This window comes from Cohnella herbarum, from assembly GCF_012849095.1.
GTDB lineage: Bacteria > Bacillota > Bacilli > Paenibacillales > Paenibacillaceae > Cohnella > Cohnella herbarum.
This window is the reverse complement of sequence record NZ_CP051680.1, coordinates 4,017,977-4,044,170: the sequence shown is the minus strand read 5'-3', so window position 1 is coordinate 4,044,170 and position 26,194 is coordinate 4,017,977. Positions and strand designations below refer to the sequence as shown.

The 26,194-nt window shown below is 51.2% G+C and carries 22 protein-coding genes and 1 riboswitch; of the genes, 21 read left to right on the top strand and 1 reads right to left on the bottom strand.

Features of this window, described 5'->3' with window-relative positions; translation table 11 throughout:
* Positions 1–492 precede the first annotated feature (492 nt).
* The 14 genes from purD (at position 493) to HH215_RS17205 (ending at position 16,882) form a co-directional block, all read left to right on the top strand.
* On the top strand, positions 493–1,758 hold the full coding sequence (gene purD, locus HH215_RS17270) for a phosphoribosylamine--glycine ligase (RefSeq protein ID WP_169281044.1): 1,266 nt from the start codon (positions 493–495) through the stop codon (positions 1,756–1,758).
* Between the two features lie 371 nt (positions 1,759–2,129).
* The gene (locus tag HH215_RS17265; protein WP_169281043.1) at positions 2,130–2,951 is read left to right on the top strand and encodes an alpha/beta hydrolase family protein; all 822 of its coding nucleotides are present in this window, start codon (positions 2,130–2,132) and stop codon (positions 2,949–2,951) included.
* 157 nt (positions 2,952–3,108) lie between these two features.
* A complete protein-coding gene (locus HH215_RS17260) occupies positions 3,109–3,957 on the top strand; it encodes an AraC family transcriptional regulator (protein WP_169281042.1) in 849 nt (282 codons plus the stop codon).
* 322 nt (positions 3,958–4,279) lie between these two features.
* Complete coding sequence (locus tag HH215_RS17255; RefSeq protein ID WP_169281041.1) at positions 4,280–5,638, top strand: ABC transporter substrate-binding protein; 1,359 nt, start codon at positions 4,280–4,282, stop codon at positions 5,636–5,638.
* Positions 5,639–5,787: 149 nt separating this feature from the next.
* Complete coding sequence (locus HH215_RS17250) at positions 5,788–6,654, top strand: carbohydrate ABC transporter permease (protein WP_169281040.1); 867 nt, start codon at positions 5,788–5,790, stop codon at positions 6,652–6,654.
* A 14-nt stretch (positions 6,655–6,668) separates the two neighbouring features.
* Positions 6,669–7,541 carry a carbohydrate ABC transporter permease gene (locus HH215_RS17245; RefSeq protein WP_169281039.1) on the top strand — a complete coding sequence of 291 codons (873 nt, stop codon included), beginning with the start codon at positions 6,669–6,671 and terminating at the stop codon, positions 7,539–7,541.
* 51 nt (positions 7,542–7,592) lie between these two features.
* Positions 7,593–8,546, top strand: a complete 954-nt coding sequence (locus tag HH215_RS17240) for a glycoside hydrolase family 43 protein (protein ID WP_169284437.1) — start codon at positions 7,593–7,595, stop codon at positions 8,544–8,546.
* A gap of 109 nt (positions 8,547–8,655) precedes the next feature.
* On the top strand, positions 8,656–10,659 hold the full coding sequence (locus HH215_RS17235) for an AbfB domain-containing protein (protein WP_169281038.1): 2,004 nt from the start codon (positions 8,656–8,658) through the stop codon (positions 10,657–10,659).
* A 153-nt stretch (positions 10,660–10,812) separates the two neighbouring features.
* A complete protein-coding gene (locus tag HH215_RS17230) occupies positions 10,813–11,637 on the top strand; it encodes a class I SAM-dependent methyltransferase (protein ID WP_169281037.1) in 825 nt (274 codons plus the stop codon).
* 203 nt (positions 11,638–11,840) lie between these two features.
* Positions 11,841–12,032: riboswitch (cyclic di-AMP (ydaO/yuaA leader) on the top strand.
* A 138-nt stretch (positions 12,033–12,170) separates the two neighbouring features.
* Positions 12,171–12,707 (top strand): PAS domain S-box protein, encoded by a 537-nt coding sequence (locus tag HH215_RS17225; RefSeq protein WP_169281036.1) that lies wholly within the window; start codon positions 12,171–12,173, stop codon positions 12,705–12,707.
* A gap of 106 nt (positions 12,708–12,813) precedes the next feature.
* Complete coding sequence (locus HH215_RS17220; RefSeq protein WP_169281035.1) at positions 12,814–13,887, top strand: DUF3048 domain-containing protein; 1,074 nt, start codon at positions 12,814–12,816, stop codon at positions 13,885–13,887.
* 337 nt (positions 13,888–14,224) lie between these two features.
* A complete protein-coding gene (locus HH215_RS17215; protein ID WP_169281034.1) occupies positions 14,225–14,842 on the top strand; it encodes a DUF47 domain-containing protein in 618 nt (205 codons plus the stop codon).
* A 30-nt stretch (positions 14,843–14,872) separates the two neighbouring features.
* Positions 14,873–15,874: an inorganic phosphate transporter gene (locus HH215_RS17210; RefSeq protein ID WP_169281033.1), complete on the top strand. Its 1,002-nt coding sequence runs from the start codon at positions 14,873–14,875 to the stop codon at positions 15,872–15,874.
* Between the two features lie 63 nt (positions 15,875–15,937).
* Complete coding sequence (locus tag HH215_RS17205; RefSeq protein ID WP_169281032.1) at positions 15,938–16,882, top strand: DUF1861 family protein; 945 nt, start codon at positions 15,938–15,940, stop codon at positions 16,880–16,882.
* 64 nt (positions 16,883–16,946) lie between these two features.
* Here the strand turns inward: HH215_RS17205 and HH215_RS17200 are convergent, their stop codons facing one another.
* Positions 16,947–17,378, bottom strand: coding sequence for a tyrosine protein kinase (locus tag HH215_RS17200; RefSeq protein WP_169281031.1), 432 nt, complete (start codon positions 17,376–17,378; stop codon positions 16,947–16,949).
* Between the two features lie 188 nt (positions 17,379–17,566).
* On the opposite strand from HH215_RS17200, the gene HH215_RS17195 reads away from it, so the two are divergent.
* The 7 genes from HH215_RS17195 to HH215_RS17165 all read left to right on the top strand — a co-directional run bounded on the left by HH215_RS17195 (position 17,567) and on the right by HH215_RS17165 (position 26,187).
* Complete coding sequence (locus HH215_RS17195; protein WP_169281030.1) at positions 17,567–17,887, top strand: YerC/YecD family TrpR-related protein; 321 nt, start codon at positions 17,567–17,569, stop codon at positions 17,885–17,887.
* Between the two features lie 56 nt (positions 17,888–17,943).
* On the top strand, positions 17,944–19,737 hold the full coding sequence (locus tag HH215_RS17190; RefSeq protein ID WP_169281029.1) for a cache domain-containing sensor histidine kinase: 1,794 nt from the start codon (positions 17,944–17,946) through the stop codon (positions 19,735–19,737).
* An 11-nt stretch (positions 19,738–19,748) separates the two neighbouring features.
* Entirely contained in the window at positions 19,749–21,362 is a 1,614-nt protein-coding gene (locus HH215_RS17185; protein ID WP_169281028.1) for a response regulator transcription factor, read from the top strand.
* Between the two features lie 318 nt (positions 21,363–21,680).
* Positions 21,681–22,664 carry an ABC transporter permease gene (locus HH215_RS17180; protein WP_254450515.1) on the top strand — a complete coding sequence of 328 codons (984 nt, stop codon included), beginning with the start codon at positions 21,681–21,683 and terminating at the stop codon, positions 22,662–22,664.
* Between the two features lie 17 nt (positions 22,665–22,681).
* Positions 22,682–23,608 (top strand): carbohydrate ABC transporter permease, encoded by a 927-nt coding sequence (locus HH215_RS17175; RefSeq protein WP_169281027.1) that lies wholly within the window; start codon positions 22,682–22,684, stop codon positions 23,606–23,608.
* A gap of 103 nt (positions 23,609–23,711) precedes the next feature.
* Positions 23,712–25,217, top strand: a complete 1,506-nt coding sequence (locus HH215_RS17170) for an ABC transporter substrate-binding protein (protein WP_169281026.1) — start codon at positions 23,712–23,714, stop codon at positions 25,215–25,217.
* Positions 25,218–25,365: 148 nt separating this feature from the next.
* Positions 25,366–26,187: a sirohydrochlorin chelatase gene (locus HH215_RS17165; protein WP_169281025.1), complete on the top strand. Its 822-nt coding sequence runs from the start codon at positions 25,366–25,368 to the stop codon at positions 26,185–26,187.
* The last annotated feature ends 7 nt before the right edge of the window (positions 26,188–26,194 follow it).

Below are 26,194 nucleotides of genomic sequence, written 5' to 3'. Positions count from 1 at the left end.
CCAATTCGACCATCCCCATCATTAGGCGAAGATAAGGTACTCTCAGTGCTCTATCTCGGCTCGGGTGCTGCAATTGGTCGGGTTAGGGTACTCTGAGTGCTCTAACCTGTGAACCAACTCGCTCATTCCCATCATCCGCCGAAGATAATGTACTCTCAGTACTCTATCTCGACTCGGGTGCTGGCATGTAATGGGTTAAGGTACTCTAAGTACTCTATCTTGTGCGACAACTCGCTCATCCCAGCCTTTCGACGGAATAAGGTACGACGTAACGTTATTTCCTTAGATGGACAAACTATCGTGGGTCATAACGTTACAGGATAACGTTATTGTGAGGTTGAGGTTGTAAAAGTCGGCAATTGGAGATTAATAGCGTTACGAGGTAATGCTATTACTCACGAAAGTGTCGGGTCAGGTGTAAATTGCGTTATGCGATAACGTTATCGGGTTCAGTTATATAGGAATTATGTTGTATCGGAGGAGGAAGCGATAGTGAAAGTTCTAGTCATCGGACGGGGCGGGCGCGAGCATGCGATCATCTGGGCGCTGAAGAAAAGCGCGAGAATCGAACAAATCTATTGCGCGCCGGGGAATGCCGGAACAGCGGAACTGGCGGACAACGTCGATATCGGCGAGTTGGAGTTCGCGAGACTCGTGACGTTCGCGAAGGAGAAGGCGATCGATCTCGTCGTCGTAGGACCTGACGATCCTTTGGCGGCGGGAATCGTAGACGAATTCGAGGCGGCATCGATTCCGGTATACGGCCCCCGCAAGAACGCGGCGGAAATCGAAGGCAGCAAAATCTTCATGAAGGACCTGCTTCGCAAATACGACATACCGACTGCCAAATACGAAACGTTTACCGACTACGAGGCAGCTTCGGCATACTTGATGCAGCAGTCGTTGCCGATCGTTATTAAAGCGGACGGTCTGGCTGCTGGTAAAGGCGTGTCCGTATGCTTCACGCGCGAGGAAGCCGACAAAGCTCTACAAGAAACAATGGTGGACAAGTCGTTCGGAGCAGCCGGAGACAAAGTCGTCATCGAGGAATTCCTCGAAGGACAGGAAATGTCGATCTTGGCGTTCGTAGACGGGGAAACGGTACGCGCGATGTCGCCCGCGCAAGATCACAAGCAAGTGTTCGACAACGATAAGGGGCCGAACACGGGCGGCATGGGGACGTATTCTCCTCTGCCGCACATCGCGCAATCGATCATCGACGATTCGATCGAGAACATCATCAAGCCGACCGCTCGCGCGATGGTGTCTGAGGGTCGTCCCTTCCGCGGCGTATTGTTCGCGGGCCTCATGATTACCAAGGACGGCCCGAAAACGATCGAATTCAACGCTCGTTTCGGAGATCCGGAAACGCAAGTCGTGTTGCCGCGCCTGGAGACGGAATTGCTGGACATCTTCCTAGCGTCCATCGACGGTACTTTGAAGGATATCGACATCAAGTGGAGCGCCGAGGCGGCCGTTTGCGTCGTGCTCGCTTCCGGAGGATATCCCGGCTCGTATCCGAAAGGCTTCCCGATCGAAGGTTTGGACAATGTGAGCACGCCGGGAGCATTGGTATTCCATGCGGGGACCGCACTGAAAGACGGCCAAATCGTCACGAACGGCGGTCGCGTACTCGGCATCGTAGGCCGGGGAGCCGGAATCGCCGAAGCGCGAGCTAACGCTTACGCCGCCGCTGCCGGAATCTCGTTCGAAGGCAAGCAGAACCGTACGGACATTGCCGCCAAGGCGCTTGTCTAATTCTCTACAACATGTATAGCCGTCGAGATCGAAACCTTGCTAATCAAGGCGATCTCGACGGCTATTCTTTATAAAACAACGATTTTCGGTGAGAGATAATATAAGATACGGCGAAGATCGTGACGACGATGAGCAGAGCGATCTCGGCATGGGCTGAAACCCATCGAACGAAGCTTTCCATGGTTGTCATCTCCTCGTGAAGGAATCGCAGACTATGCGACGTACCTTCTAGAATAGGTCTAATCTTCCCTAAAAAGACGGAAAAGAAACAAACGCCTTTTTTCCGAGCTATCGGTTGACAGATTTCGATGATGGTGTTAAATTTAATTCATACTAATTACATCGGAATTAAAGGAAATGAGGGGTTGCAGATGGAAAAACAGATTACGATTCGTCATGAAGAGCTTAACTTAACGGCTACGATACATTACCCGGTCAAGGACGGAGGCTGCTCGGAGAAAAAAATGCCTCTCGTCGTCATCTGCCACGGATTTATCGGCAGCCGTATCGGCGTAGATAGATTGTTCCTGCTTGCTAGCCGGGAATTGGCGCGAAGGGGGTTTCTCGTTATTCGCTTCGATTATGCGGGCTGCGGAGAAAGCGAAGGGGTATACGGGGAGCATGGGATCGACTCCATGATCGCCCAGACGCGCTCGGTACTCGATTACGGTCTCAGCTTGGATTGCGTGGATCCGCTGCGCGTAACTTTGCTTGGACACAGTCTCGGGGGAGCAGTCGCGCTGTTGACCGGAACGAAGGATCGCCGGGTGAAGTCGCTTGCCCTATGGTCGCCGGTTGCGCATCCGTTCAATGATATCTTAAAAATCGTCGGCCGCGGCGCGTATGACGAGACCGTGAAGAAGGGGTATTCGGACTATCAAGGGTATACGCTGAAGCCGGAGTTTTTCGAATCTCTGCAGCAGCATCAGCCCTTCCAAGAAGCGCCGAAATTTCACGGGGACGTATTTATCGCGCACGGGACATCGGACGATACGATTCCTACGGATTACAGCTTCTTGTTAGAGAAAACATTCTGGCTAAGGGGCGAAGGTCGCTGCGACAAGAATATTCTGTTCCAGGCCGACCACACGTATTCCAAAGGAGTCCATAAAGCAGAGTTGTACCGATCGACTTTGGATTGGCTGGCGACTCATGAGAAACGTCAGCAGGACTGGCAGCATTGGAGCATCTAATTCCGTCGTCCGTATCGAAAGGCGTTCCTGCCGAATCCCCTCGGCTCCGATGGCTCTAGATCCCGCAACGATTCCCATGTTAATATGGAAGAATAGAGTTGCGAGCCTGAGCTATCGATTCCGGGTGTGGCACCAAGCAGGAAAAAGGAAGTGACTCATGGAGCATGCGGGGAAAGGCTTCATTACGAGCATAGAGCGGTTTAAACCTCATACCTTTCAGGCCGAGTTAGGCGAAGGCTTGTTCATGTCCCATTCGCACGAGCACGATGAACTGACTCTGATCCTGGACGGGGAAGGGTACTACAGCTCCCAAGAGCAGAACATCAAAGTCTCGAAGGGGGATCTGATCCTGATTCCTTCGAAGCTTCATCACGGTTTCGTATGCACGAAGCCATGGCAAGGCATCTCGGTGCACTTCAGCTATGACAAAGTTCCCGCCTATAGTCAATATTTATTCCTGAACGCTTATCGGCAGCCGGTTCGGATCCGGAGTTCCCGCTTGAATGACGAGCATATGAGTTGGGCTGAATTGTGCCTTTCGCAGATGGAGAAGGAATGGAAGTCGGACGAGAAACGGGACGATTCGTACGATCTGATGAGGATAGCGTTCGAAACGATATTGTTGTTGTTCCACAGAAACACGGCGACACTGCAAGCCCCGACCGAAAAAACCAGCGATAGAGAAATCGTTCAAGAAGTGTTAAAAGAAATTCACCAGTGCTACAACACCCCTATTACGATCAACGAGATCGCTTCGCGTCATTTCTTGTCGGAGAGTATGTTGCGCAAAAAGTTTTCGGAGATTCTCGGCATATCGCCGAAACAATACATTATCAATCTACGCCTGGAAGAAGCCAAGAGGCTGTTGCAACAAACGAACAAGGCAATCGATTACATTTCCTCGGAGGTCGGATTTACTTCGTCCAGCCGATTCTACGATCTATTCGTCAAGTCCGTCGGAGTTACGCCGCTGGAGTGGCGCAAACAAAATCAACATGCGCATTAATCAAGCAAACAGGAATGAACGGTCGCCCTCGAGGCGGCCTTTTTGTTCGTGATTCCAGAATTTATAAGTTTCACGCTATGCATTTCTGAATCACCTCCGACATAAAAGTTCCTTCGCATTCCGAGGACGGCGATAACCGTTTATGCTTGGCCATCCAAAGACCGCGATAAACGTCCATGTTCGTTTTCGACCGTCGAAATCGCTCTTGGATCGCTTTGTTTTGCGAAGGGATTGAAGCGTTTTCATAATTGTTTGGCGAGGCGTTGACTCTATAATTAAAGAGAAAGGAAGATAACGAGAATAAAAGGGGAGTGTATGAACAATGAGTCGAAAGAACGGCAAGTTGGGCAAAAGTTTACTGAGTTTGACTTCGGTCGTCGTGCTTACGGGCGGGTTGATCGGATGCGGAGGCAACGACAAAGCGCCGTCGGCGAGCGGCGAAGCGTCCAGCCCGTCAGGATCTTCGAATTCCGGCGAGACGGTGAATATCCAGTTTGCCGGTTGGGGCGATCCATCGGAGAAGGAAGTGTTCACGAAGCTGATCAAAGGCTTCGAAGAGAAAAATCCGACGATCAAAGTCAAGTACATGCATATTCCGGCCGATTATGCCGGTAAGATGAACACCATTCTGGCCGGAGGCGACGCGCCTGACGTGTTCTATGTCCCGGACGGCGACTTCGGACGTTGGGTCAGCCAAGGATTGCTGCTTCCGATCGACGATTACGTAAGCGCCAGCTCCATCGACACGGCCGACATGTGGGATTCCGGGCTCGTACGCTATCGCTACGACGGGGCGTCTAACGGGCAAGGAAAGCTGTACGCGTTGCCGAAAGACATCGGACCAACCGTTCTCTATTACAATAAAGATATTTTTAACGCAATGAACGTGCCTTTCCCAAGCGCGGATACGCCGATGACGTTCGAGCAATTGCTGGATACGGCGAAAAAATTGACGGTAGAGGAGAACGGCAAGGTCAAGCAGTATGGGATGGGGCCGATCTGGTGGGAAGGCTTCGTGCTGGGTAACGGCGGTAAATTCCTGAGCGATAACAAGCAGGAGTTTCTGGGTAACGGCAAAGAAGCGGCGGACGCCCTGCAATTCGCTGCCGACCTCTCCAACGTTCACAAAGTCGTACCGAACGCGGCCGCGCTGAAGGACATGAACGACGGCCAAATGTTTAAGACGGGCAAGCTGGCCATGATGATTACCGGCCGTTGGATGGTTCCCGAATTCCGCAAGCTGAGCTTCGATTGGGACGTGGCGCCGTTGCCGGTGAACCAATGGGCGGGCTGGAGCGGCTCGGTGGGTCTAGGAATCTACAGCAAAACGAAGCAAGCGGACGCGGCTTACAAGCTCGTGGAATATTTGGGCGGACCGGAAGGACAGAAGGAACAAGCGTTGATGGGCTTCTCGATTCCGAGCTTCAAATCGATGGCGAACACGGACGTCTTCCTGCAACCTGGACAAAAGCCCGAGCATGCTAGCGTGTTCATTAAAGCGGTCGAGAGCGAAGTGCCGGGGCCATGGACGAATTTGCCGAACGCCAAGTGGTTCGACCTGCTGACGCAAGGGCTTGCGCCTATGTGGGAGGGCAAGAAGACGGCGGTCGACGTGTTGAACGAGCTTAAGCCGAAGATCGATCAGGCGATCAAGGAAGGCAACCCGGCCGTATTTAAGTAATAGAGGTAGTTCAAAAACCTGACTTTTTGAACTTTTAATAATAGAGGGAAACTTTAAGTAATAGAGGCAGTATAGAATCGTTTCGGTAGAAGGGACGGGCGCGTTACGCGTCTCTCCCTTCTTGTCGACTCTGGTTATGGAGGACAATCATGAAACGCAAGGAATACCTGTGGGCCTATTTATTCGTCTCCGCGCCGATCGTGGGCTTTCTGCTGTTTGCTTTTATTCCGCTCAGTTATTCGGTTTACGTCAGCTTTACGGAATACAGCGGGTATCAACCGCCGGTATTTAACGGAACGGACAATTACGCGAAGCTTATGAACGACGAACTGTTCTGGAAAACGATGTACAACACTTTCTACGCCGCGCTTGGCATACCGATCGGCATGGCGGTGGCGCTAGGCATCGCTACGGCTTTGAATCAAAAAATTCGCGGCATCGGCTTGTTCCGAACGTTGTTTTTTCTTCCGACGATCAGTTCGGTCATCGCGCTGACGTTGCTATGGAAATGGATCTTCAACGATAGCTACGGTTTGCTTAATTACTTGCTGGAATTCGTCGGCATACAAGGTCCGGCTTGGCTTAGCAGCGAACGCTGGGCAATGCCGGCGATGATCATTCAAGGCGTCTGGGCTACTCTCGGAATTAACATGATCCTGTATCTGGCCGCGCTTCAGGGTGTTCCGAAGAGTCTTCACGAATCCGCGGAGATCGACGGGGCTAATCGTTTTCAACGATTTTTCCGAATTACGGTGCCTTGCATTTCGCCGACGACGCTATATATTCTGATCACCTCCACCATAGCGGCTCTGCAGGACTTTCCGCGGTTCCAAATCATGACGGAGGGAGGGCCGAACTACTCGACGACGACGATCGTGTACTACTTGTTCCAGAATGCTTTCCGCTATATGAGCATGGGGTACGCGTCGGCAATCGCTTGGATGTTGGGCTTGCTGATTCTGGTCATCACGCTGCTGAACTTCTGGTTGTCCAGGCGCTGGGTGCACTACGAATAGGGGGAGAAGAACGAATGTCGAATACCGCAACCGCAACGGGCGCGTGGCAACAAAAGAAAAAAGCGGGCGAATACGTTAGCAAAACCCTCGCGTACCTTTTCCTTCTGACGGGATCGCTAGTGATGGCCATTCCTTTTCTGTGGATGCTCTCGACTTCCCTGAAGGAACAAGGGCTCGAATTCGAAATGCCGCCCAAATGGATACCCGAAAGCTTCGAATGGAGCAATTACGTTTTCGTATTGACGGAGGCCAACGTCTGGCACGGTTATTTGAATACGATGCTGGTCATCACTCTGCCTTGCCTGGTCGGTTTGTTCATGAACTCTCTGGCGGCGTATGCGTTCGCAAGGATGAATTTTCCCGCGAAAAACGCGCTGTTCGTCATGCTGCTGGCCACGATGATGATTCCGGGTATCGTGACAATGATTCCGACTTTTATCTTGTTCAAAAATATCGGGTGGGTGGATAGCTGGCTTCCGTTGATAATACCGGGAATGTTCGGAGCCGCCCCCGGAGTGTTCCTGCTTAGGCAATTTTTCATGACGATTCCGAAGGAATTGGAGGATGCCGCCAAGGTGGACGGGCTAAATCCGTTCCAAACGTTCATCCGCATCATGCTGCCTCTATCCAAACCGGCCGTCATTACGCAAGGTTTGCTCGGATTTCTGGCGGGTTACAACGATTTTCTGAATCCGCTCATCTATATCAATTCTCCGGAGAAGTTTACGCTTCAGCTCGTGTTGGCGTCGTTTCAGGGCGAGTACACTTCGCAATGGACGTATATTATGGCCGGCTCCGTGCTGGCGCTGATCCCAACGCTATTATTGTTCTTTTTCGCGCAAAAGCATTTCGTCGAAGGAATCACCATGACGGGAATCAAGGGATAGGCCTATTCCATCCGACGACAGCCCTCCCGTTACATCCAAGAAGGAGAGAATATACTTATGACCGCAACGTTCCGCAATCCGATCGTCCACAAAGCAGCCGACCCTTGGATGCTGAAGCATAGCGACGGCTATTACTATTTTATGTCCACCCAGCTCGGATGCTTGGAGCTAACCAAATCCGCCTCCATTACCGGCGTAGCGAACGGCGAGAAGAAGGTGATCTGGACCCCGGAAGCGGGCGGTCCTTACAGCTACAATCTGTGGGCTCCCGAGATTCATAGATTGGAAGGCAAATGGTACGTCTACTTTACCGCCAACGATGGCGGAGGCGACGAAACCCGTAGGATATGCGTGCTCGAAAACAGAGAAGAAGATCCGACGATAGGCGATTGGACATGGAAAGGGATTCTACCGACCGCCGTTCCCGGTTTGGACGGCACCGTCATGGTATTGCACGATCGTCTTTATTTTCTTTATGCAGGTTATGGTCATTTTCCCGACTACGGTTCGGCCATCTACATCGTACGCATGACGAATCCTTGGACGTTGGAGTCGGACAATGTGTTGCTGACGGCCCCTACGCTCGATTGGGAAAAGCAAGGCGGCATGGCGATTAACGAAGGTCCGGTCATTTTGCGGAGGAACGGATTCGTGTTTCTTGTTTATTCGGCTAGCACGACATGGTCCGAAGACTATTCGCTCGGCATGCTGACGATGGGCGAAAATTCGGATCCGATGGAAGCTGCCTCTTGGGAGAAATCTTCAAAGCCCGTATTCAGCAAATCCATAGTAAACGAAGTATATGCCACGGGTCACAACAGCTTTACCGTTTCTCCGGACGGAGAGGAGGATTGGATCGTGTTCCATGCTCTTCCTTTTCCCGGCGCCGAGCTCGGCCTTCGCAACACGAGGGTTCAGAAATTCGGCTGGCGCCCGGACGGCAGACCGGATTTCGGAGTTCCTGTCGAAGACGCGCGGGATATTGCCGTGCCTTCGGGAGAATGATCTCATCGCGAGGAATACGGAATGAGAGTTTCGTAGGAGAGCAACTTATGAGAGTTTAGTTTGAGAGTTTCTTAACGTTCGTAGATTGTCGATAAACGGAGGGAATGAAATGAGGAAAAGGCTAAGAACGTTGCTTCTGCTTACTTTCGCATTGACTTTGTTATCTTCGGCGATCATGATCGCCCCGGCTCAAGCGGCTACGACGGGATCGGTCGTATACAGTAATCCGGCGGAACCCGAGCCGTATTATACGAGAGCGGTCAAGCTGAGCAACGGGGATATTCTCGCAACCTTCACGCGTAAGTTCCCAGGCAATACGAACTGGGTCGGCATGCAGCCGTTTCCTTTCTACAGGAGCACCGATAACGGTTTGACCTGGTCTCTCTACAGCGAGATCGATCCGAACAGTTTTGGTTTGAATAGGGATCAACAAGGCATGACCACGCTTTACGTGCTGCCGCAGCAAGTCGGGGCTTTACCGGCGGGGACGTTGTTGTTCGCATCGACGGATTGGGATAACAACGCTCCGTACACGATCCATATTTGGAGAAGCTCGGATAACGGCGCGACTTGGCAGCTGCATAGCAACTTGGCCGCGCGGGGAACGGCTGGGACGAAGCGGACTTGGGAGCCCGAATTCGCGGTCACCGCCGACGGCAGGCTGATCTGCTACTATTCCGATGAACGGCAACCGGGCTATAATCAGGCGATCGCGCAGGAGATTTCCAGCGACGGCGGACTGACTTGGGGCAATTACAGCATCATTATCGGCGACAATACGAATTGGGATTGGCGGCCGGGAATGCCCAGAGTCGTCCGTTCCAAGAACGGAACGTACTTCATGTTCTTCGAAATGCTGGGAGCGACTCCGAACTTCGCGGTCCGATTCAAAACTTCGACGGACGGCATCAACTGGGGCAGCCCTACGAATCTCGGGAACGTAGTCGGCACGGGAATCTACCGCGCGTCCCAGACTCCGGAAGTCGCTTTCGTCGACGACGGGAGCGCGAACGGCAGGTTCTACGTTCGCGGAATGACGGACGTCGTCTCTTCCGCCAATAAGATGTTCACTAGCGGCAATAACGGAGCTACGTGGACGCAAGTCGACGCGCCGCTGACGGTCAAGGGGAGCAATCAGAACACGCCTGCGGCCTGGAGCGGAACGCTTCTGCCTCTAGACCATTCGCTTCTGCTTGAACTCAACAGCGTCAAGGTAGGAAACCGGAACGAGATCAGGGCGAACGTCGCTCAGATGAATTTGGACTCCGCTCTCGCATCGGGCGCAACGTATAAGCTCATTAACCAAAACAACGGTCTCTTGCTGGATAACGCGGGCGGCGGCTCGCCTCCCGGAACGAAGGTCATTCAATGGGGAGATCTTAGCGCCGATACCCAATGGTGGCGGACGGATTATCGGAGCAACGGCTTCTTCAGGGTAATGAACGTGAACAATAATCTCGTCTTGGACGATCCTAACGGAGTTACGACACCGGGGACGAACGTCGTCTTGTGGACGGATAACTTCCTGGATACGCAACGATGGAAGTTCGCCTACAGAGGCAACGGTTATTACACGAGCATGAACGAACATAGCGGCTTGATGTTGGACAATGCCGGCGGGGGCGCGCTGCCCGGAACGAAAGTCATACAGTGGACGGCGAACGGTCTCGATACGCAGAATTGGAAGACGACGCGCGTCGACGTCGAAATTCCGGTGAATCAATTCGAAAGCTACAACATTCAAGGCAGCTTTATTCGCTTTAACGGCGGGCGGGGCAAACTCGACGGAGCCCAGTACGCCGCCGATTCCCAATGGAGAATCGTTCCCGGGCTGGCTAACGCGTCCGCGGTATCGATCGAATCGGTAACCGTCCCCGGCTATTATTTGAGACACCGGGACGGGAAAGTATGGCTGGAAGCGAACGACAATTCGACGTTGTTCAAGAACGACGCGACTTGGCACATTCGTTCCGGTTTCTCGAACGGTTGGGCGACATCCTTCGAGTCCTACAACATTTCCGGAGCCTTCATGAGGCACAGAGCCGGCTTGTTGGAAATTTCGTCGATCTCGAATGCTTTGGATCAGGCGGATGCGACGTTTTTCGTGAAATAAGGAGAAGAACGCTAGGTTATGAGAAACGGGAAGAGCCGGCTTGCGCCGCTCCTCCCGTTTTTTTTGTTTGCTACGCGCAGAGCAGAGTAGGCAAGTATAAGTCGCAAGAAGGAGAGGAACGGAATACGGTTAGGGGTGAAGGGAGTCGATGGGATGAGTTCATTGTATCCGATCTACGTCAATTACCCGATCGTTCCGAAACCGAGATTCGGAGGCGAGCTTCCGCGGCATACCCCCCTCTATGACGCCATCAACGGCAATCGATCCAGCTATGCGGAGCAGTTGCGTTCATTCGTTAAGCTGCGCGGACAGTTCGCGAGCATCGGCTTAGATCAGGACGTATTGAATCCGCAGCAGCCTTCCTGGCGCAACGAATGGTTTAGCGGCCTGGATGCGATCTCGTTATACGGTTTGTTGGCGACAACCGATCCGGCGCGATATTACGAGATCGGTTCGGGGTATTCGACCAAGTTCGCGAAGCGGGCGGCCGTCGATCACGGGTTGCGAACTTCCATCGTCTCCATCGACCCGTTCCCGCGGGACGAAATCGATGAATTGTGCGACGACGTGATCAGGAAGCCGTTGGAGAATACGGATATAAGCCTGTTCGAGGAACTAGAGGCGGGAGATATTTTGTTCGTGGACAGCAGCCATTACGTCTTTCAGAACTCCGACGCGAACATCGTGTTTTTGGAAATCATGCCTCGCCTGAAGCCGGGCGTACGGATTCATTTTCATGATATTTTCTTGCCGGACGACTATCCCGCATCTTGGTCCCACCGCTTCTACAACGAACAATACATGCTGGCTGCTTACTTGCTGGCTCAGGGCGCAAACCCGGCATTCCGCGTAACTTTTCCTAGTCATTTCATCTCCCAAGACGCGGAATTGCTGAGTATCTTGCAACCGATTGAAGAGGAGTTGCGTCCCGGAGGGATATCGATGAGCGGAGGTTCGTTCTGGCTAAGCAAAAATTGATCGCCGAGTCATTCGTTCGATAGCTCTCGGTAAATTTGGCGCAAGCGGAAGGAAACGGAAGAGAATGACGGGCAATTCGAAGATGGACACGTAAGTATGCGACCCGAATGCCGAATTTGTCGTAAATCGACGATTAAAGTCGTTCTAGGACGTTTTACAACCCTATAGGGAACAGGTACCATTAGACTCATCATGGTTCGTTCAAACGAACAACGCTTAATCCTTGCGGAAACGACAAGGAGCGGGGGATCCAACGGAACGCAAGCACATCCGAGTATCCGGGTGTCCGAACGTTCAAGGGGTGAATCATCAGGTTCCGTTATAGGAATCTGAAGTAGGGCGACTCTCTTGCCCGAATCCGGCAGCTAACCTCGTAAGCGCAATAGAGAGGTAACGAGTATCGTGTAGAGATGCGGTCGTTTAGCCGTTTCTTAGCTGTATTGCAGAAGCCACGAGAAGAATCCTCTTCGCGCAGGCTTCTTTTTTGTTGTCCTTTTTTAACCTCGAGAAAATTAGGGAAAGGAGATATTCCCATGAATAACTTGGAGATTCGAAGATTGACTTATATTTATATCGTTGCGGCGCTTACGTGCCAAATGAGCGTGGATTATCTCGTCATGGATTGGTCCGCCGGGGATTGGCGCGAGATAGGGACAAGACTGTCGGCAAGCGTAGTGACGGTCTTATCCGTATCGTTTACCTTTACCTCTTTTGCCATGTTGAAGATGGACAAACTCCGTCAATCGGAGGCGGCAGAGCGGGAGAAGCAAACGGAGGAGATCCGCACGACCGTAGATTTGATCAAGGACGGTTATTATGAAACGGACGAGGAAGGCAGGATTGTCTTCTTTAATGCGGCACTGTGCGAAATTCTGGGGGTAGCCCGGATAGATTTGCTTGGCAAGCCTTATACGAAGTTCATTCCTATAAATGGCTCGGAGTGGGAAGTGATCATGCCGGATGGAACGAAGAAGATCGTAGAGAATTCCATCGCGCGGATAAGGGCGATGGAAGACGAAGGTCCGGAAGGTTTCCGCGGGATCATCAGAAATAAACGGTTGCCTCTATAGTAGACGGGGTTGTCGAAATAAGGAAAATCGGCTCTTTTTCCCGAGGGGCTCGTATGGTTTAATGGAAGAGTACATATTTGATCGATCTTGCGAAGGGAGACTGAGCATGACGCAACGATTACGAATCGCGATGCAGCTTACGCTCGCGTCCGCGCTCGTTGGTTTAACCGCATGCGGCAACGGTTCGAAAGAGACGTCGAACCTGCCGGTCGAGACGGCGGCGCCGACGGCCAGCGCATCCGAGTCGGCTAGCGAAACCGCAACGGCGCCTACTGCGGCCTTCTTGGCTCCGTTAACGGGGTTGCCCGCGGAGAGCGAAGTATCGAACAGGCCGTTCGCGGTCATGATCAATAACCTTAAGCCCGCCCGGCCGCAATCGGGACTCACGCAGGCGGATATCGTATGGGAGCTGCTTGCGGAAGGAGGAATAACGCGTTTCGCAGCCGTGTTCCAAAGCAAGGAATTCACCGATCCGATCGGACCGATCCGAAGCATTCGTCCTTATTTCATCCAAGTAGGCGAATTTTATAGCGGGGTGCTCGTACACGCCGGAGCTAGCAACGATGCGTTCGCGATCCTTCAGCGACAGCATAAGGAAGACTTAGACGAAATCACGAACGCCGGCGCTTACTTCTATCGGGACAAGTCCCGCAAGGCTCCTCATAACGTTTATTCGACGTTGGAGCAGCTCCGGGCAGGCGCCGAGAAACGCAAATACAGCAATACGGCGACGATGCCGCTCCTGAGTTTTAACTCTGCGCCAACGCAGCTCGCGACGGCTGCGGCAGCGACTCAGATCGACATCAAGTTTATGTTGTCGGACTACAAAGTTTCTTATGCTTACGATAGCGTGAAAGCGGTCTATTCCCGTTCTATTAACGGCGAGCCCCACATCGACAAAAACAACGATCAGCAGTTGACCGCAACGAACCTGGTTGTACTCTCGGCCAAACACGATATCAAGGACGATGTCGGCCGGCTGGTCGTCGATCTGAACAGCGGCGGCAAAGCGATCTTGTTCCAGAACGGCAAGGCGATCCCGTGCGAGTGGGAGCGTAAGGAGGGAGACGTCATCCGTCTCGTGAAGGACGGACAAGAGCTGCCGTTCCTGCCGGGCGTAACCTACTATCATGTCGTACCGAATTCAACCGCGTTGGATCAGCACGTGACTTATCAATAAGCCGGCGATTCCACATCGGCAGACGAAGGGATTGTTCCGCGACCATGCGAATGGGATAGCGGAAATCCCTTTTTCCGTTTACGTACTTAATATCGATTAGAAACATTCACCGTTTTTCGACGGAAATATTCGCAAAAAACGGCAAAATTAGATGTATCCGAACGGAGTAGCAATGCCATTTATGGGTCAAACTTAAAAAAAGTGTCACAAGTGCCGTTTGGGGGACTATACAAAGCCTGTACGCCCTGTGATAAAATAAATAAGTTAACGCCATGTAATCGGGACGTTATCGGATTGTAAATTTATAAGCCATATACATGGGAAAGAAGGGCTATCCGTGTTTCGGAAGAAAAAAGATATCTTTTTTATGACGTTGGAGGAAATGGCGGACATCATCTATGAAACGGTTGACCGTTTCGCCACGGCCGTCAACGGGGATTTACCGGATGTAGCTTCGTTCGCCAAGGAAATGAAGGAATTCGAACACAAAGGCGATAAGTACACCCATGTTATTCTGACCGAACTGAACAAGACGTTCATCACGCCGATCGAACGGGAAGATATTATGGAATTGATTAAGAAGCTGGATGACGTTCTTGACGGGATCGAAGCTTGCGCATCACGGTTCGAGATGTATCAAATCACGAAGGCCGATCCGTTCATTCGCAAGTTCGGCGAATGCTTGCTGCGCAGCGCTCAAGAAATCAAATCGGCGATTTATTTGTTGACCCAGAAGAAACTGCTTGCCATGCAGCCGCATTGCGTAAAGATCAATGAGCTGGAGAACGAGGGAGACGATTTGATGCGCCAAGGCATTAAACACCTGTTCTTAAACGTGAAGGATCCGATCGAGCTCATTAAACATAAAGAAATTTACGAGCGATTGGAAGAAACGACCGACTCGTGCGAAGATGTTGCGAATACGCTGCAATCCATAATTATGCGCAATTCTTAATCGGCGCAAGCGGGGACTGAACAGAATACAATGGATTACACAATGTGGCTAGTTGTCGTTATCGTTACGCTTGCTCTAGGATTTGACTTCATTAACGGATTTCACGACACGGCGAATGCCATCGCGACATCCGTTTCGACGCGTGCCCTCACTCCTCGGCGGGCCATTATTCTGGCTTCATCGATGAATTTGATCGGAGCGCTCATGTTTACCGGGGTCGCCAAGACGATCGGGGGCAAGATTACGGATCCCTTCAAGCTGGAGCATGGCTTGACCGTCGTCATTGCGACGTTGATCGCGGCGATCGTGTGGAACTTGATCACCTGGTGGTTCGGAATTCCCTCGTCCTCTTCGCATGCGATTATCGGCGCGCTGGCCGGAGCCGCAATCGCGTCGGAAGGTTGGTCGGGAATCAACTATTCGGGGTTTTCCACGATCCTTAAATGGCTTATTCTATCTCCGATAATAGCGTTCGCGCTCGGATTCTGTCTTATGTTCATCCTTAAGTATATTTTCGCGAAATCCAGTCCTCACCAGGTCAATAAAGTATTCCGGTACGGACAGGTGGTCACGGCGGCATTCCAGTCGTTCACCCACGGGACGAACGACGCGCAGAAAGCGATGGGAATCATCACGATGGCGCTCGTCGCGGCTAACATTCAAGACACTTTGGATATCCCGCTGTGGGTTAAATTATCGGCAGCGATCGCAATGGCTCTTGGAACGTCGGTCGGCGGATGGAAAATCATCAAGACGATGGGGACGAAAATATTCAAGATTCAGCCGATTAACGGATTTACAGCTGATTTCGCATCTGCTACCGTTATTTTATCGGCCACTTTGGCGCATTTTCCCGTCAGTACGACGCATGCGATTACATCATCGATTCTAGGCGTCGGATCGGCGAAGAAATTTTCGGACGTGAAATGGAATATGGCAGGACGGATCGTGATGACTTGGGTGATAACGATTCCGGTCGTCGGAGTTTTGGCTATGCTCGTCTATTACGTTCTCAGTTTGTTCCTCCACTAATTTTGTAAAAGGTAAGAAGAATACCGTCATTTCTATTTTCTCTATTTGGTCTGGAGGACTCCCATGCTTGCATACACGGATCAGGCGAAATCGAGCGTCGAATTATTGCGGGAATTCACGGAGGGCAAACCCGATTCGAAGGGGAGGAAGCTTGTCTTCTCCGGAGTCGGGAACCGAGACGTCTACAATATATGCGCACCGTTCCCGGATCAAGGGGAACCGGTCATAGCCGGCCGGGTGGAAGATCGGGATAGGGAATCATCCGAAGTGATGTTTTTCGTCGAGCGCGACGGGGAATGGGTGCCTCGGAACGGCGCTCCGGTATTCGCTTTGCAGGATCCGTTCGTTACCTTTATCGGCGATGAGCTGGTATTCGGAGGCGTCGAGGTTTATTTCGACGGGGATGATCCGCATTACGTCACGTCTTGGCGCACCGTATTTTACCGAGGGCATTCGATCAACGAGTTGGAGCCCTTCGCCAAAGGTCCGATCACGATGAAGGATATTCGGCTGATCGAACTCGAGAATGGCCGGATCGGCGTATTTACTCGGCCTATGATGGTCGATGGAGCCCGTGCCCTGATCGGGTACGCGGAGATTGCGCAACTGGAAGAGCTCACGGAGGAAGCGATCTCCGGCGCTCACCTGTTGCGTCAACAGTTTCTGCCCGAGGAATGGGGCGGAGCGAACGAAGCCCATTTGTTATCGAATGGGATCATCGGAGTTCTGGGCCATATCGCCAGGATGGAAGATAACAACGTCAGGCATTATTATCCGATGGTGTTTGCCTTCAATCCCATCGATAAAGAATACACGTCGATTAAGTTGATTGCCACGCGAAGCATGTTCCCCGACGGACCGGCTAAGCGCCCGGATCTGGTCGACGTCATCTTCAGCGGTGGACTTATTCGCCACGCGGACGGAACGGCATCTCTCTACACGGGAGTCAGCGATGCGGAGGCTCACGTCATCGACATTCAGGATCCGTTCCTGGAATACGAGAGCTGAAATAAAGAAGAGGCGTTTCCTTGGGAAAGGAATAGCCTCTTTTACATTTGAGAAAGCACGTAGCTTAACGTTTCTTGGCCGATCGCCTGCTCCGCCTCTTTCTGCTCGTAGAACGCTTGACCGGACGACGCCTGCGCTTGGTTTTCGTTTTGGTGTCGGATGATTTTTTGCCCTTGTTGCCCATGAATAATTTGATCATCGGAGCGACTTGTTGCATCGTCGACACGAATTTCTGGACCTTGCCCATCGTGGCGAGGACGCCTTCGATGCCGCCCATGCGATCTACCATGGATTTCAGATCGCTAAGGTTAGAGAGGTTGAAGGGCAAACCGCCCTTTGTCGCTTTTGTTGCTTCAACCACTTGCACTTGCGGGGGGATCACGGTCGGATTTATGGCGGCCGGAGGACCGGAGAACGAGCTTTCGATTCCGGGGAACGGATCCTGTCCGAAGCCCGAGTTCCAGCTGTTCAGAGAGGACGAAAGCGGTTCGCTCATGGAGTCACACCCTTTTTTAGTAACAGTTTATGTCGTCGTTAACAATCGGGCATGGACGGATGCCCGGGTCCGGGACATTTTAACCCTGTAATGCGTGAATACGGTGATGCTTGAACTATTGGTAGGTACGCAGTACAATGGAACCAAAGTGGAATGACCTAGCGCGTCTCAGGAAAGGGAGCGAATTCATGCAATTAAAGAAGCTGAACGATAAATCCATAGATCAACTGTTCGAAGCGATTTTAACGTTGAAGAACGTCGAGGAATGTTACGTTTTCTTCGATGACTTGTGCACGGTGAACGAGATTCAGTCCTTGTCGCAAAGGCTGGAAGTCGCGCGAATGTTAGGGAAAAGCCATACATATAACCAGATCGAGACGGAGACGGGTGCCAGCACGGCAACGATATCCCGCGTGAAACGCTGCTTGAACTATGGCAACGACGGTTATAAGCTTGCGCTGGAGCGATTGGGTCGTTTCGGCAACGAGACCGATGCAAACAAATCTTGACACCTAGACTAGCGCTCAAGTCATAGGAACGAAGACAAACGCCAAGGGTGAGGAATATGAGGTTCTGGCAGTCTATTCGATTCAAGATCGTATTCGGCTTCTTGCTCATGATCGCACCCATGGTGCTCTTTCTTATCTACAACAACCTCTATGCGACGAATGTCGTTCGCGATCAGATCTCTCTGCATTACAACAAATTGATGGCTCAGCAAGTGCAGAACAATGATGCGATCCTCCAGGAAACGATGCGGTACTTGTACCGCATGGCGATGACGGATGCCGGCATCCAATCATTGCAAACGCTGTCACTCGCCGAGAACGATTCCGAATATACGATGGCCAAGGTGGAACTTGCGAATCGGTTCTTGAACGATACGGGCTATTACAATAAAGTCGATACCTTCTTCGTCTATTCCCGCAAGGATGACGATCTTTTCTTCTCCACGCAATACAGCTTTCACTTCGCGGAAGTGCAATCCGCGCTGCTGGATTACACCACCAAGCTCGCCTCCAAAGGCTTACCTCAAGAGAGTCAAAGGTGGGAGCAGTTCTCTATTCCCAACGATACGAACTATTTAATCAAAACCGTTAATTGGGGTTCCGACGACATCTATATCGGAGCGCTCGTGCAAGTCGATAGATTAAACGAAGAGGTAAGTAAATTCGACGTCGGGCCGGACGGGGCTACGTTCGTAGTGGATCACGACGGCAACGCGCTGACCAATTCCCCGTTGCCGGTCGTGCAAGAGAAGCTAGTACATAATGATATCGTGGAGATGACCAAGCAAGGGCGAACCTCGTGGAATAAGGATCATTTTCTGGTCATTTCCCACCCGTCGGCGATTTCGGACATTCATTATATGATCGTGATTCCGGAAAATTATATTTTGAAAAGCCTTCCTTTTTTTCAAAAAATGCTATCCGTATGGATTCCTCTAATCGTCGCGATCGTGCTAACCTTATACTTGGTATTCCTGCAGAGGGTCATGTTTAAGCCGTTGGTCGGGCTCGTACGCGGAATGCGCAAGCTCGGTCAAGGCCAATTCGACGTACGGATGCCGGTGAATACGGATAACAGCGAGTTCACCTTCATGTCGAGAACGTTTAACCTGATGGCCGAACAGATCGAAAGTCTGAAAATCGACGTCTACGAGGAGCAGATTCGGGTACAAAAAGCGGAATATAAGCATCTCCAGATTCAAATCAATCCTCATTTCTATATGAACAGCCTGAATATCATTTATAATCTAGCCGCGCTGAAGGACTTCAAATCGGTGCAAAAGCTAAGCTTGCACTTGGCCGACTATTTCCGCTTCTTGATGCTAGGTCATCGGACGGTTCTGCCGCTCGAAGATGAAATCAAACATATCGAGCACTATCTGGAAATTCAGAAGATTCGGTACCTTACGAAGATGGATTACGAGATTCAAGTCATTCCCGAACATCTGACCGTCCAATTATCGCCGCTCTTATTGCAACCTTTCGTCGAGAATTCGGTTATACACGGCTTCTATAAGAAGGTTCAAGACGGGCTGCCTTTCCGTATCGGGATTACGTCGAGCATCGATGAAGATGAACCGGAACGTTACATTCGGCTGAAAATAGAGGATAACGGTCCGGGGTTTCCCGAACCGTTCCTGGATGACTTGCGCAGCGGAGTCCATTTCGCGGAATCTGGCGACCACCACTTGGGCATCTGGAACATTCTTCGTCGGTTTAAAATGTTGTACGGAAACGAGGGCGGCATCACGTTCATGAACGGGGAGTCCGGCGGGGCTATCGTACAGGTGAGGCTCCCTATTCAACGTCCGAATACTTTCGAAGGTGAAGAGTACTCTACAGCAGGGTAAGGAGGATTATTATGGTTAGGATGCTCGTCGTCGACGATGAAATTTATGCGCTGAAGGGAATTACGCAAGGAATCGATTGGAGCGACTTGCCGATCGAAGACATATTGGAAGCAGAGGATGTTACCGAAGCGAAGCGGTTGCTCGAAGAGCAAAACGTTGATTTGGTTATTTCCGATATCGAGATGCCCGGATTGAACGGGCTGGAACTGCTGCGCTGGATTAGGGATCATCGGCCGCATACGTTGACGGTCTTCCTTACCGGACACGCAAGGTTCGATTACGCGCAGGAGGCGCTGCACAACGGCTGCTTCGATTATGTATTAAAGCCGGTCGATCATGATGCGCTCAAGGTAATCGTAGAACGAGCCATTGCCGAGATCGGGATGCGGAAAGAACGGCAGAAGATCGAAGAGACGGTCGATAACAATCGCAAGCAATGGACGAGTCAATTACCGATATTGGTTGAGCGGTTCTGGCAAGACGTTCTGGCCGGCCGGGTTCGGCTATCTCCTGATCGGTTGAATCGGCAGCTCGAATATTACGATATGCCGCTAACGGCCGACAGTCGGATTCTTCCGATCCTACTGAGTATCGAGCAGTGGAATGTCGAATTGGACGCGCGGGACGAAAGCATTATGGAATACGCTTTGCGCAAAGCGGCGGCGGAGATCATCTTGGGAGAATGGCCGGGGATGGCGCTTCAGGACCGCAATGAACTAAACATGGCTTTGCTGTATCTGAGAGAGGGCGCCGTAGTCAATCGTGCCGATCTTCTCAAGCGATGCGGCGAATACGTCCGGGCTTGCAACGATTATTTTCACTGCAGAGTATCGTGTTACGTGGGAGAGGCCGTGGGCATTAACGAGCTTGTCGATGCGTTCGAACGATTGCAGCAATTGGAGAGATCCAACGTATCCGCGCCGCAAACGGTGCTGGATTCATTAGCTAGCGGACAGGGAACGGCTAACCCTACGGGAATCTCGCTGCCTTCGTTCATAGATTGGGGGATGCTGCTGGATAATGGCGGATATGAAGAGCTCTGCGCCAGAATCCAAGAGACGCTGAATAACTGGCAAGCCGAATCCGCCAGCCGGGAATCGCTGGAGCTATTCCAATACGGGATTCTGCACATGCTGTACCAAGCCGCTTATCGCAAGGGCTGTTCGATCTACGACGTATTCACGGTAAATGAATTAACCGATGCCCAAGCCATCCGTTCGACGCAGCAGTTGGCGGCATGGGCTGGGAAAATGGTGTCGAAAATGGGCTTAGCGCTTGCCGAGCGCCAGCGCGACGCTTCAGCGGTCATAGCGAAGGTACAGTCGTATATATTAGACAATCTACATATGGAATTGACTCGGGATAACATCGCGAATTCCGTCTATCGCAATCCTGCCTATCTCTCTCGATTATTCCGCAAGGAGACCGGGTTCTCTTTATCCGACTACATTGCACAGTTGCGTATCGAGCGAGCTAAACGATTTCTTGTCGATACGAACGACAAGGTTAGCAACATCGCGGAAAGCGTTGGGTACGTGCATTTCTCCTATTTCGCCAAGCTTTTTAAGAAGATGACAAGTCTATCCCCCCAAGAATACCGCAAAAAAAATCAAACGTTGCATTAACGGCGAACAAGTTCCGTTGGGTTATTTTCCAAAAAAAATGAAAGTTCAAAAAGTCCGGTTTTCAGCACCGAGAAGGTTGGATGAAGCTTAGGGACTGAGGAACGGAGCGTAGGAAGAACCTACGTGAGTACCGAAAGGCCCGGCTGAATTCAAGATTCGATGTCGAGTACGCTACTAGATAGGCTTCGTGATCAAAACTGGACTTATTGAACATCCTCAAAATGTCACAATAGTGCTAAGTCGGTCACCGTAGTAGATAGATGACGGAAGCCATCCCTCTGTACAATAAGTGTACAAGAGATCAAGGATGGTGATGGAATGGAACCTGCTACGCAAGCGAATGCGAAGGCAACTACGCCTAAATTGCGTACCAAGCAAAATCAAGGCTACTGGAGAAGATTCGGAACGTTCTATATTATGATGGCGCCCGCGCTGATCGTACTGCTCATGAACAACTACCTTCCGATGATCGGATCGGCGATTGCCTTTAAGCAAATCGTATATTCGTCCAACAGTTTCATTCAAAGCTTCTTGGACAGCGAATGGGTCGGTTGGGAGAATTTCAATTATCTGTTCAGCACGACGGACTCCGCGACCATTACGAGAAACACATTAATGTACAATGCTGTATTTATTATCTTGAACTTGGTCATCGGCGTAACCTTGGCACTCCTCTTCAACGCGATGAGAAGCCGGCGGTTGGCTAAGTTCCACCAAACGACGATGTTTCTTCCTTATTTTCTATCGATGGTCGTCGTATCTTACTTGGTCTACTCTTTCCTGAATCCGGAGATCGGCATTATCAATAAGTTCGTTCTCCCTTGGTTCGGAGGAGAGCCGGTCGACTGGTACGCGGAATCGAAATGGTGGCCGTTTATCTTACCGATAATCAATACTTGGAAAGGAATCGGTTATTACGCGGTTATCTTCCTCGCGGCGATTATCGGAATCGATAACGAGTATTACGAAGCCGCAACTATCGACGGCGCCTCCAAGTGGCGTCAAATCTGGAGCATCACGATCCCTTTGATCCGACCGGTGATTATCATCTTAACGTTCCTGCAGATCGGCCGTATTTTCTACTCGGATTTCGGCTTGTTCTTCCAGGTCACCCGCAATTCCGGAATCCTGTACGACACGACGCTCGTTATCGACACTTACGTCTATAATTCTTTCATCGTAAGCGGCGATATCGGAATGTCTTCCGCGGCAGGATTATACCAAGCGGTTGTCGGGTTCGTGCTCGTTCTTGCGTCGAACTTGGTCATACGCAGAATTAGCAAAGATGATGCACTGTTCTAGGAGAGGAGGGGGCTATTATGGCAACGGTTACGGTAAAACGCAAAAGAGGCGTTAACGAAGTATCTAGCTTTTCCAATTTCATGATCAATGGTTTCTTCTGGATATACACTGCGCTTTGTATATTACCTCTCCTTCTCGTCATCGCGGTTTCGTTCTCCGATGAGAGACAGGTACTGGTCAACGGCTACAAGCTGTGGCCGGAAAAATTCAGCAACGGCGCTTATGACTTCCTGCTCAGCGATTGGGAAAGCATCGTACGATCCTATGGCGTATCCATCTTCGTCACGGTAGTCGGTACGATTATAGCGCTCGCCACGATGGCGTTATATGCTTATCCCATTTCGAGACCCGACTTTAAGCATCGTAAAACGTTTTCCTTTATCATGTTCTTCACCTTATTGTTTAACAGCGGGTTAGTTCCATACTATTTGATGTATACGCAAGGCTTTCACCTTCGAGACACGATATGGATTCTCATGATTCCTTACTTCGTGCAGCCGTTCTTCGTTCTCATCTTGCGGACCTTCTTCACCAACTCGGTACCGACGGCACTATTGGAATCGGCGAAGATCGACGGAGCGGGAGAATGGCGTATTTTCGGGCAAATCGTATTGCCTTTATCGCTTCCCGTGCTTGCAACCGTAGGGTTGTTCTGTACGCTCAATTATTGGAACGATTGGTTCCAGAGCTTACTCTTCATAAACCAAGAAAACTTGATCACCATCCAGTTCCGAATGTATCAGGCACTGCTCGACATTACCTTCTTAAGCGCCAATTCAACGGCTTACTCGGCCATTCTGGCTCAGAATCCGGATTTCCAATTGCCGACGGAGACGGTGACGATGGCCATGGCGGTCGTCGGAATCGGCCCCATCATCTTCGCTTATCCGTTCTTCCAGCGATTCTTTATTAAAGGATTGACTGTCGGAGCGGTTAAGGGCTAAGCAAGCCGAAGAGCATAGGCTCTTCGATCCCGAACGGCTCGATCCGGTTACCGGCCGGTTGAGTATACATTCGCAATTATCTGAAAAGGGAGGCAATACCGACATGTTCAAAGGGAAAAACAAGATTGGCAAAAGCTTCGCCGTAATTCTGGGAGCAAGCATGATCGTGTCCACGTTCTCGGCTGGCGCGGCAACGTCGACGCTGCCGGAATACAAGCTTTCGTTATACTACCCAGGCTCTCCTGCGAAGGACGAGGCTAAGGTAGAAGCCAAGATCAACGAGCATCTCAAAGGTAAAATCAATGCAACGATTGATCTTGTGCCGATCGACTGGGGACAATGGGACAGCAAGATGAACCTGTTGAAAGCAAGCCGCGAGCCGATGGATATTATCTTCACGGCGCAATGGAACGGCCACGCCAACGACGTAGCCAAGCAAGTATTCCTAGCGCTCGACGATCCTAAAGGTCCTAACGGCAACTTGATCGAGAAATACGGCAAGGATATCACGAAATCCCTGGACCCTGCCTTCTTGGCGGGTGCCAAAGTAAACGGCCATAACTATGGCATTCCTACGAATAAAGAATTAGCGGCGCAAGGCGGAGTCATCTACCGTAAAGATATCGCCGACAAACTCGGCTTGACCGCTAAGTTGAACGCAGTGAAGACGGTAGCCGATCTCGATCCGATCCTGGCAGAGGTCAAAGCTAAACAACCGGGCATGACTCCGCTGTTCTTACGCGACGGAGACAACTTCAACGCTCACTATTTCATCCAACACGACTTCCTTGGCGATACGACCATCGAAGGTTTGATCCGTAAAGACGGCACGAGCACGAAAGTCATCACGAGATTCGATGACAAGAAGTACATGGACCAATTGGCGCTTACTCGTTCCTTCTACAAGAAAAACTATATCAACAAAGATGCTGCAACGACGCAATTGTCCGGTCAAGACGCGCTCAAAAAAGGCAACGTGTTCATGATCACGGCATCCCTGAAGCCTGGAAAAGACGCAGAGACCGCAATCGCGGCAGGCTTGGCAGGCAAACTGAAACAAATCAACATGACTGAACGCACCGTATCGACCGGCGAAACCGCGGGTTCGATGTTGGGTATCTCTTCTACTTCCAAAGATCCTGCAAGGGCGATGATGTTCATCAACCTGTTGCACTCCGACAAATATCTGAACAACCTGCTTAACTTCGGTATTCAAGGCGAGCATTACTTGAGAACTTCCGGCGAGATCATCAAACCGGGTCCAAGCGCGGCTAACTACAACCCGGGCGCAACTTGGATGTTCGGTAACCAATTCCTGAACTACGTATGGGATACGGAAGCTTCGAACAAATGGGCTCAATTCAAAAACTTTAACAGAGGCGCGAAATTGTCGCCGGCACTGGGCTTTACGTTCGACGCTCAACCGGTTAAATCCCAAACGGCGTCGCTCGTTACCGTAAGAAAAACATATATCGCAGGTCTAGAAACAGGATCGATCGATCCGTCCAAAGCAGCCGAATTCAAGAAAAAAGAAGAAGCTAACGGACTGGCTAAAGTGCTTCAAGAGAAACAAAAACAACTTGACGCGTTCATCGCTTCGAAGAAATAAGAAAGTTGTGTGGATAACCGCCAAGCGCGAACGCGCGCTTGGCGGTTTTTCCTGTTCGAAGAGCCGTACGGCGTTGACATTGGCTTAACGTTTCGCTAGCATGAATAAGAAGGTGTAACCGATTGGAAAGAAAGGGGTTAGCTCTTTCATGAAACCGGGCTTGCTGGTAATTAGCCATGGATCGAGAGAAGCCGGATGGGTCGTTCTCGTCGAAGAAACGATTGAAGCGGCACGCATTCAATTGGGGGACACGATGGCGATAGAAGCCGGTTTCTTGGAATTGGTGGAAGGGCGACTCATTCAAGATGGAATAGATCGGCTTGAGGCGGCAGGCGTTACGCATTTGTTAGCATTGCCGTTATTCGTGTCTTCCGGCAGCACTCACGTAGACGAGATCGGTTGGGCGCTCGGGTCATATCCTGAACCTAAGACCGAGACCGATTTGGAGCCCTATCGGGTGCCATCGCTACAGCTAACTTACGGCCAACCGATGGATGGCTCTCCGGAGCTGATCGGCGTCGTCTTAGATAGATTAAAGGAAATGTCATTGGATCCTTCGCGCGAAAGCGTGCTTCTGGTTGGACACGGGAGCGAGGAAGCCGGCTTCCTCGAGGCTTGGGAGCGCGGGCTTGCCGCGATAGCGGAGAGGGTAGTCGAGATTGGCGGTTACAGTTCCTGTTCATACGCGCTTCTGTTGCCGAATCAGGTACATGAACGTATGGAAGAGCTTAAGCAAGAGAATTCGGGACGTGTCGTTCTGGTAATGGCTTTATTCCTGAGCGAGGGGTATTTCACGAACGTCGTCGTTCCCCGTCGGCTTGAGGGAACGGGAGTCGCGGAGGATGCTTATCGCTATGATGGACGCGCGTTGATGCCGCATCCGAACGTGGCGAACTGGATTGTTCGGCAAGCGCGAGAATGGATAGAAGGTTTGAGATTCGACAATGCAAGAGAGAATGTAAGAGATTGAACGAAAG

Coding starts and splice junctions, on each gene's coding strand:
- HH215_RS17185 (WP_169281028.1), top strand. CDS start 19,749: ATGGTTAGGATGCTCGTCGTCGACGATGAAATTTATGCGCTGAAGGGA.
- HH215_RS17200 (WP_169281031.1), bottom strand. CDS start 17,378: ATGAGCGAACCGCTTTCGTCCTCTCTGAACAGCTGGAACTCGGGCTTC.
- HH215_RS17165 (WP_169281025.1), top strand. CDS start 25,366: ATGAAACCGGGCTTGCTGGTAATTAGCCATGGATCGAGAGAAGCCGGA.
- HH215_RS17195 (WP_169281030.1), top strand. CDS start 17,567: ATGCAATTAAAGAAGCTGAACGATAAATCCATAGATCAACTGTTCGAA.
- HH215_RS17255 (WP_169281041.1), top strand. CDS start 4,280: ATGAGTCGAAAGAACGGCAAGTTGGGCAAAAGTTTACTGAGTTTGACT.
- HH215_RS17245 (WP_169281039.1), top strand. CDS start 6,669: ATGTCGAATACCGCAACCGCAACGGGCGCGTGGCAACAAAAGAAAAAA.
- HH215_RS17180 (WP_254450515.1), top strand. CDS start 21,681: ATGGAACCTGCTACGCAAGCGAATGCGAAGGCAACTACGCCTAAATTG.
- HH215_RS17210 (WP_169281033.1), top strand. CDS start 14,873: ATGGATTACACAATGTGGCTAGTTGTCGTTATCGTTACGCTTGCTCTA.
- HH215_RS17175 (WP_169281027.1), top strand. CDS start 22,682: ATGGCAACGGTTACGGTAAAACGCAAAAGAGGCGTTAACGAAGTATCT.
- HH215_RS17235 (WP_169281038.1), top strand. CDS start 8,656: ATGAGGAAAAGGCTAAGAACGTTGCTTCTGCTTACTTTCGCATTGACT.
- HH215_RS17250 (WP_169281040.1), top strand. CDS start 5,788: ATGAAACGCAAGGAATACCTGTGGGCCTATTTATTCGTCTCCGCGCCG.
- HH215_RS17225 (WP_169281036.1), top strand. CDS start 12,171: ATGAATAACTTGGAGATTCGAAGATTGACTTATATTTATATCGTTGCG.
- HH215_RS17260 (WP_169281042.1), top strand. CDS start 3,109: ATGGAGCATGCGGGGAAAGGCTTCATTACGAGCATAGAGCGGTTTAAA.
- HH215_RS17170 (WP_169281026.1), top strand. CDS start 23,712: ATGTTCAAAGGGAAAAACAAGATTGGCAAAAGCTTCGCCGTAATTCTG.
- HH215_RS17265 (WP_169281043.1), top strand. CDS start 2,130: ATGGAAAAACAGATTACGATTCGTCATGAAGAGCTTAACTTAACGGCT.
- HH215_RS17190 (WP_169281029.1), top strand. CDS start 17,944: ATGAGGTTCTGGCAGTCTATTCGATTCAAGATCGTATTCGGCTTCTTG.
- HH215_RS17220 (WP_169281035.1), top strand. CDS start 12,814: ATGACGCAACGATTACGAATCGCGATGCAGCTTACGCTCGCGTCCGCG.
- HH215_RS17205 (WP_169281032.1), top strand. CDS start 15,938: ATGCTTGCATACACGGATCAGGCGAAATCGAGCGTCGAATTATTGCGG.
- HH215_RS17230 (WP_169281037.1), top strand. CDS start 10,813: ATGAGTTCATTGTATCCGATCTACGTCAATTACCCGATCGTTCCGAAA.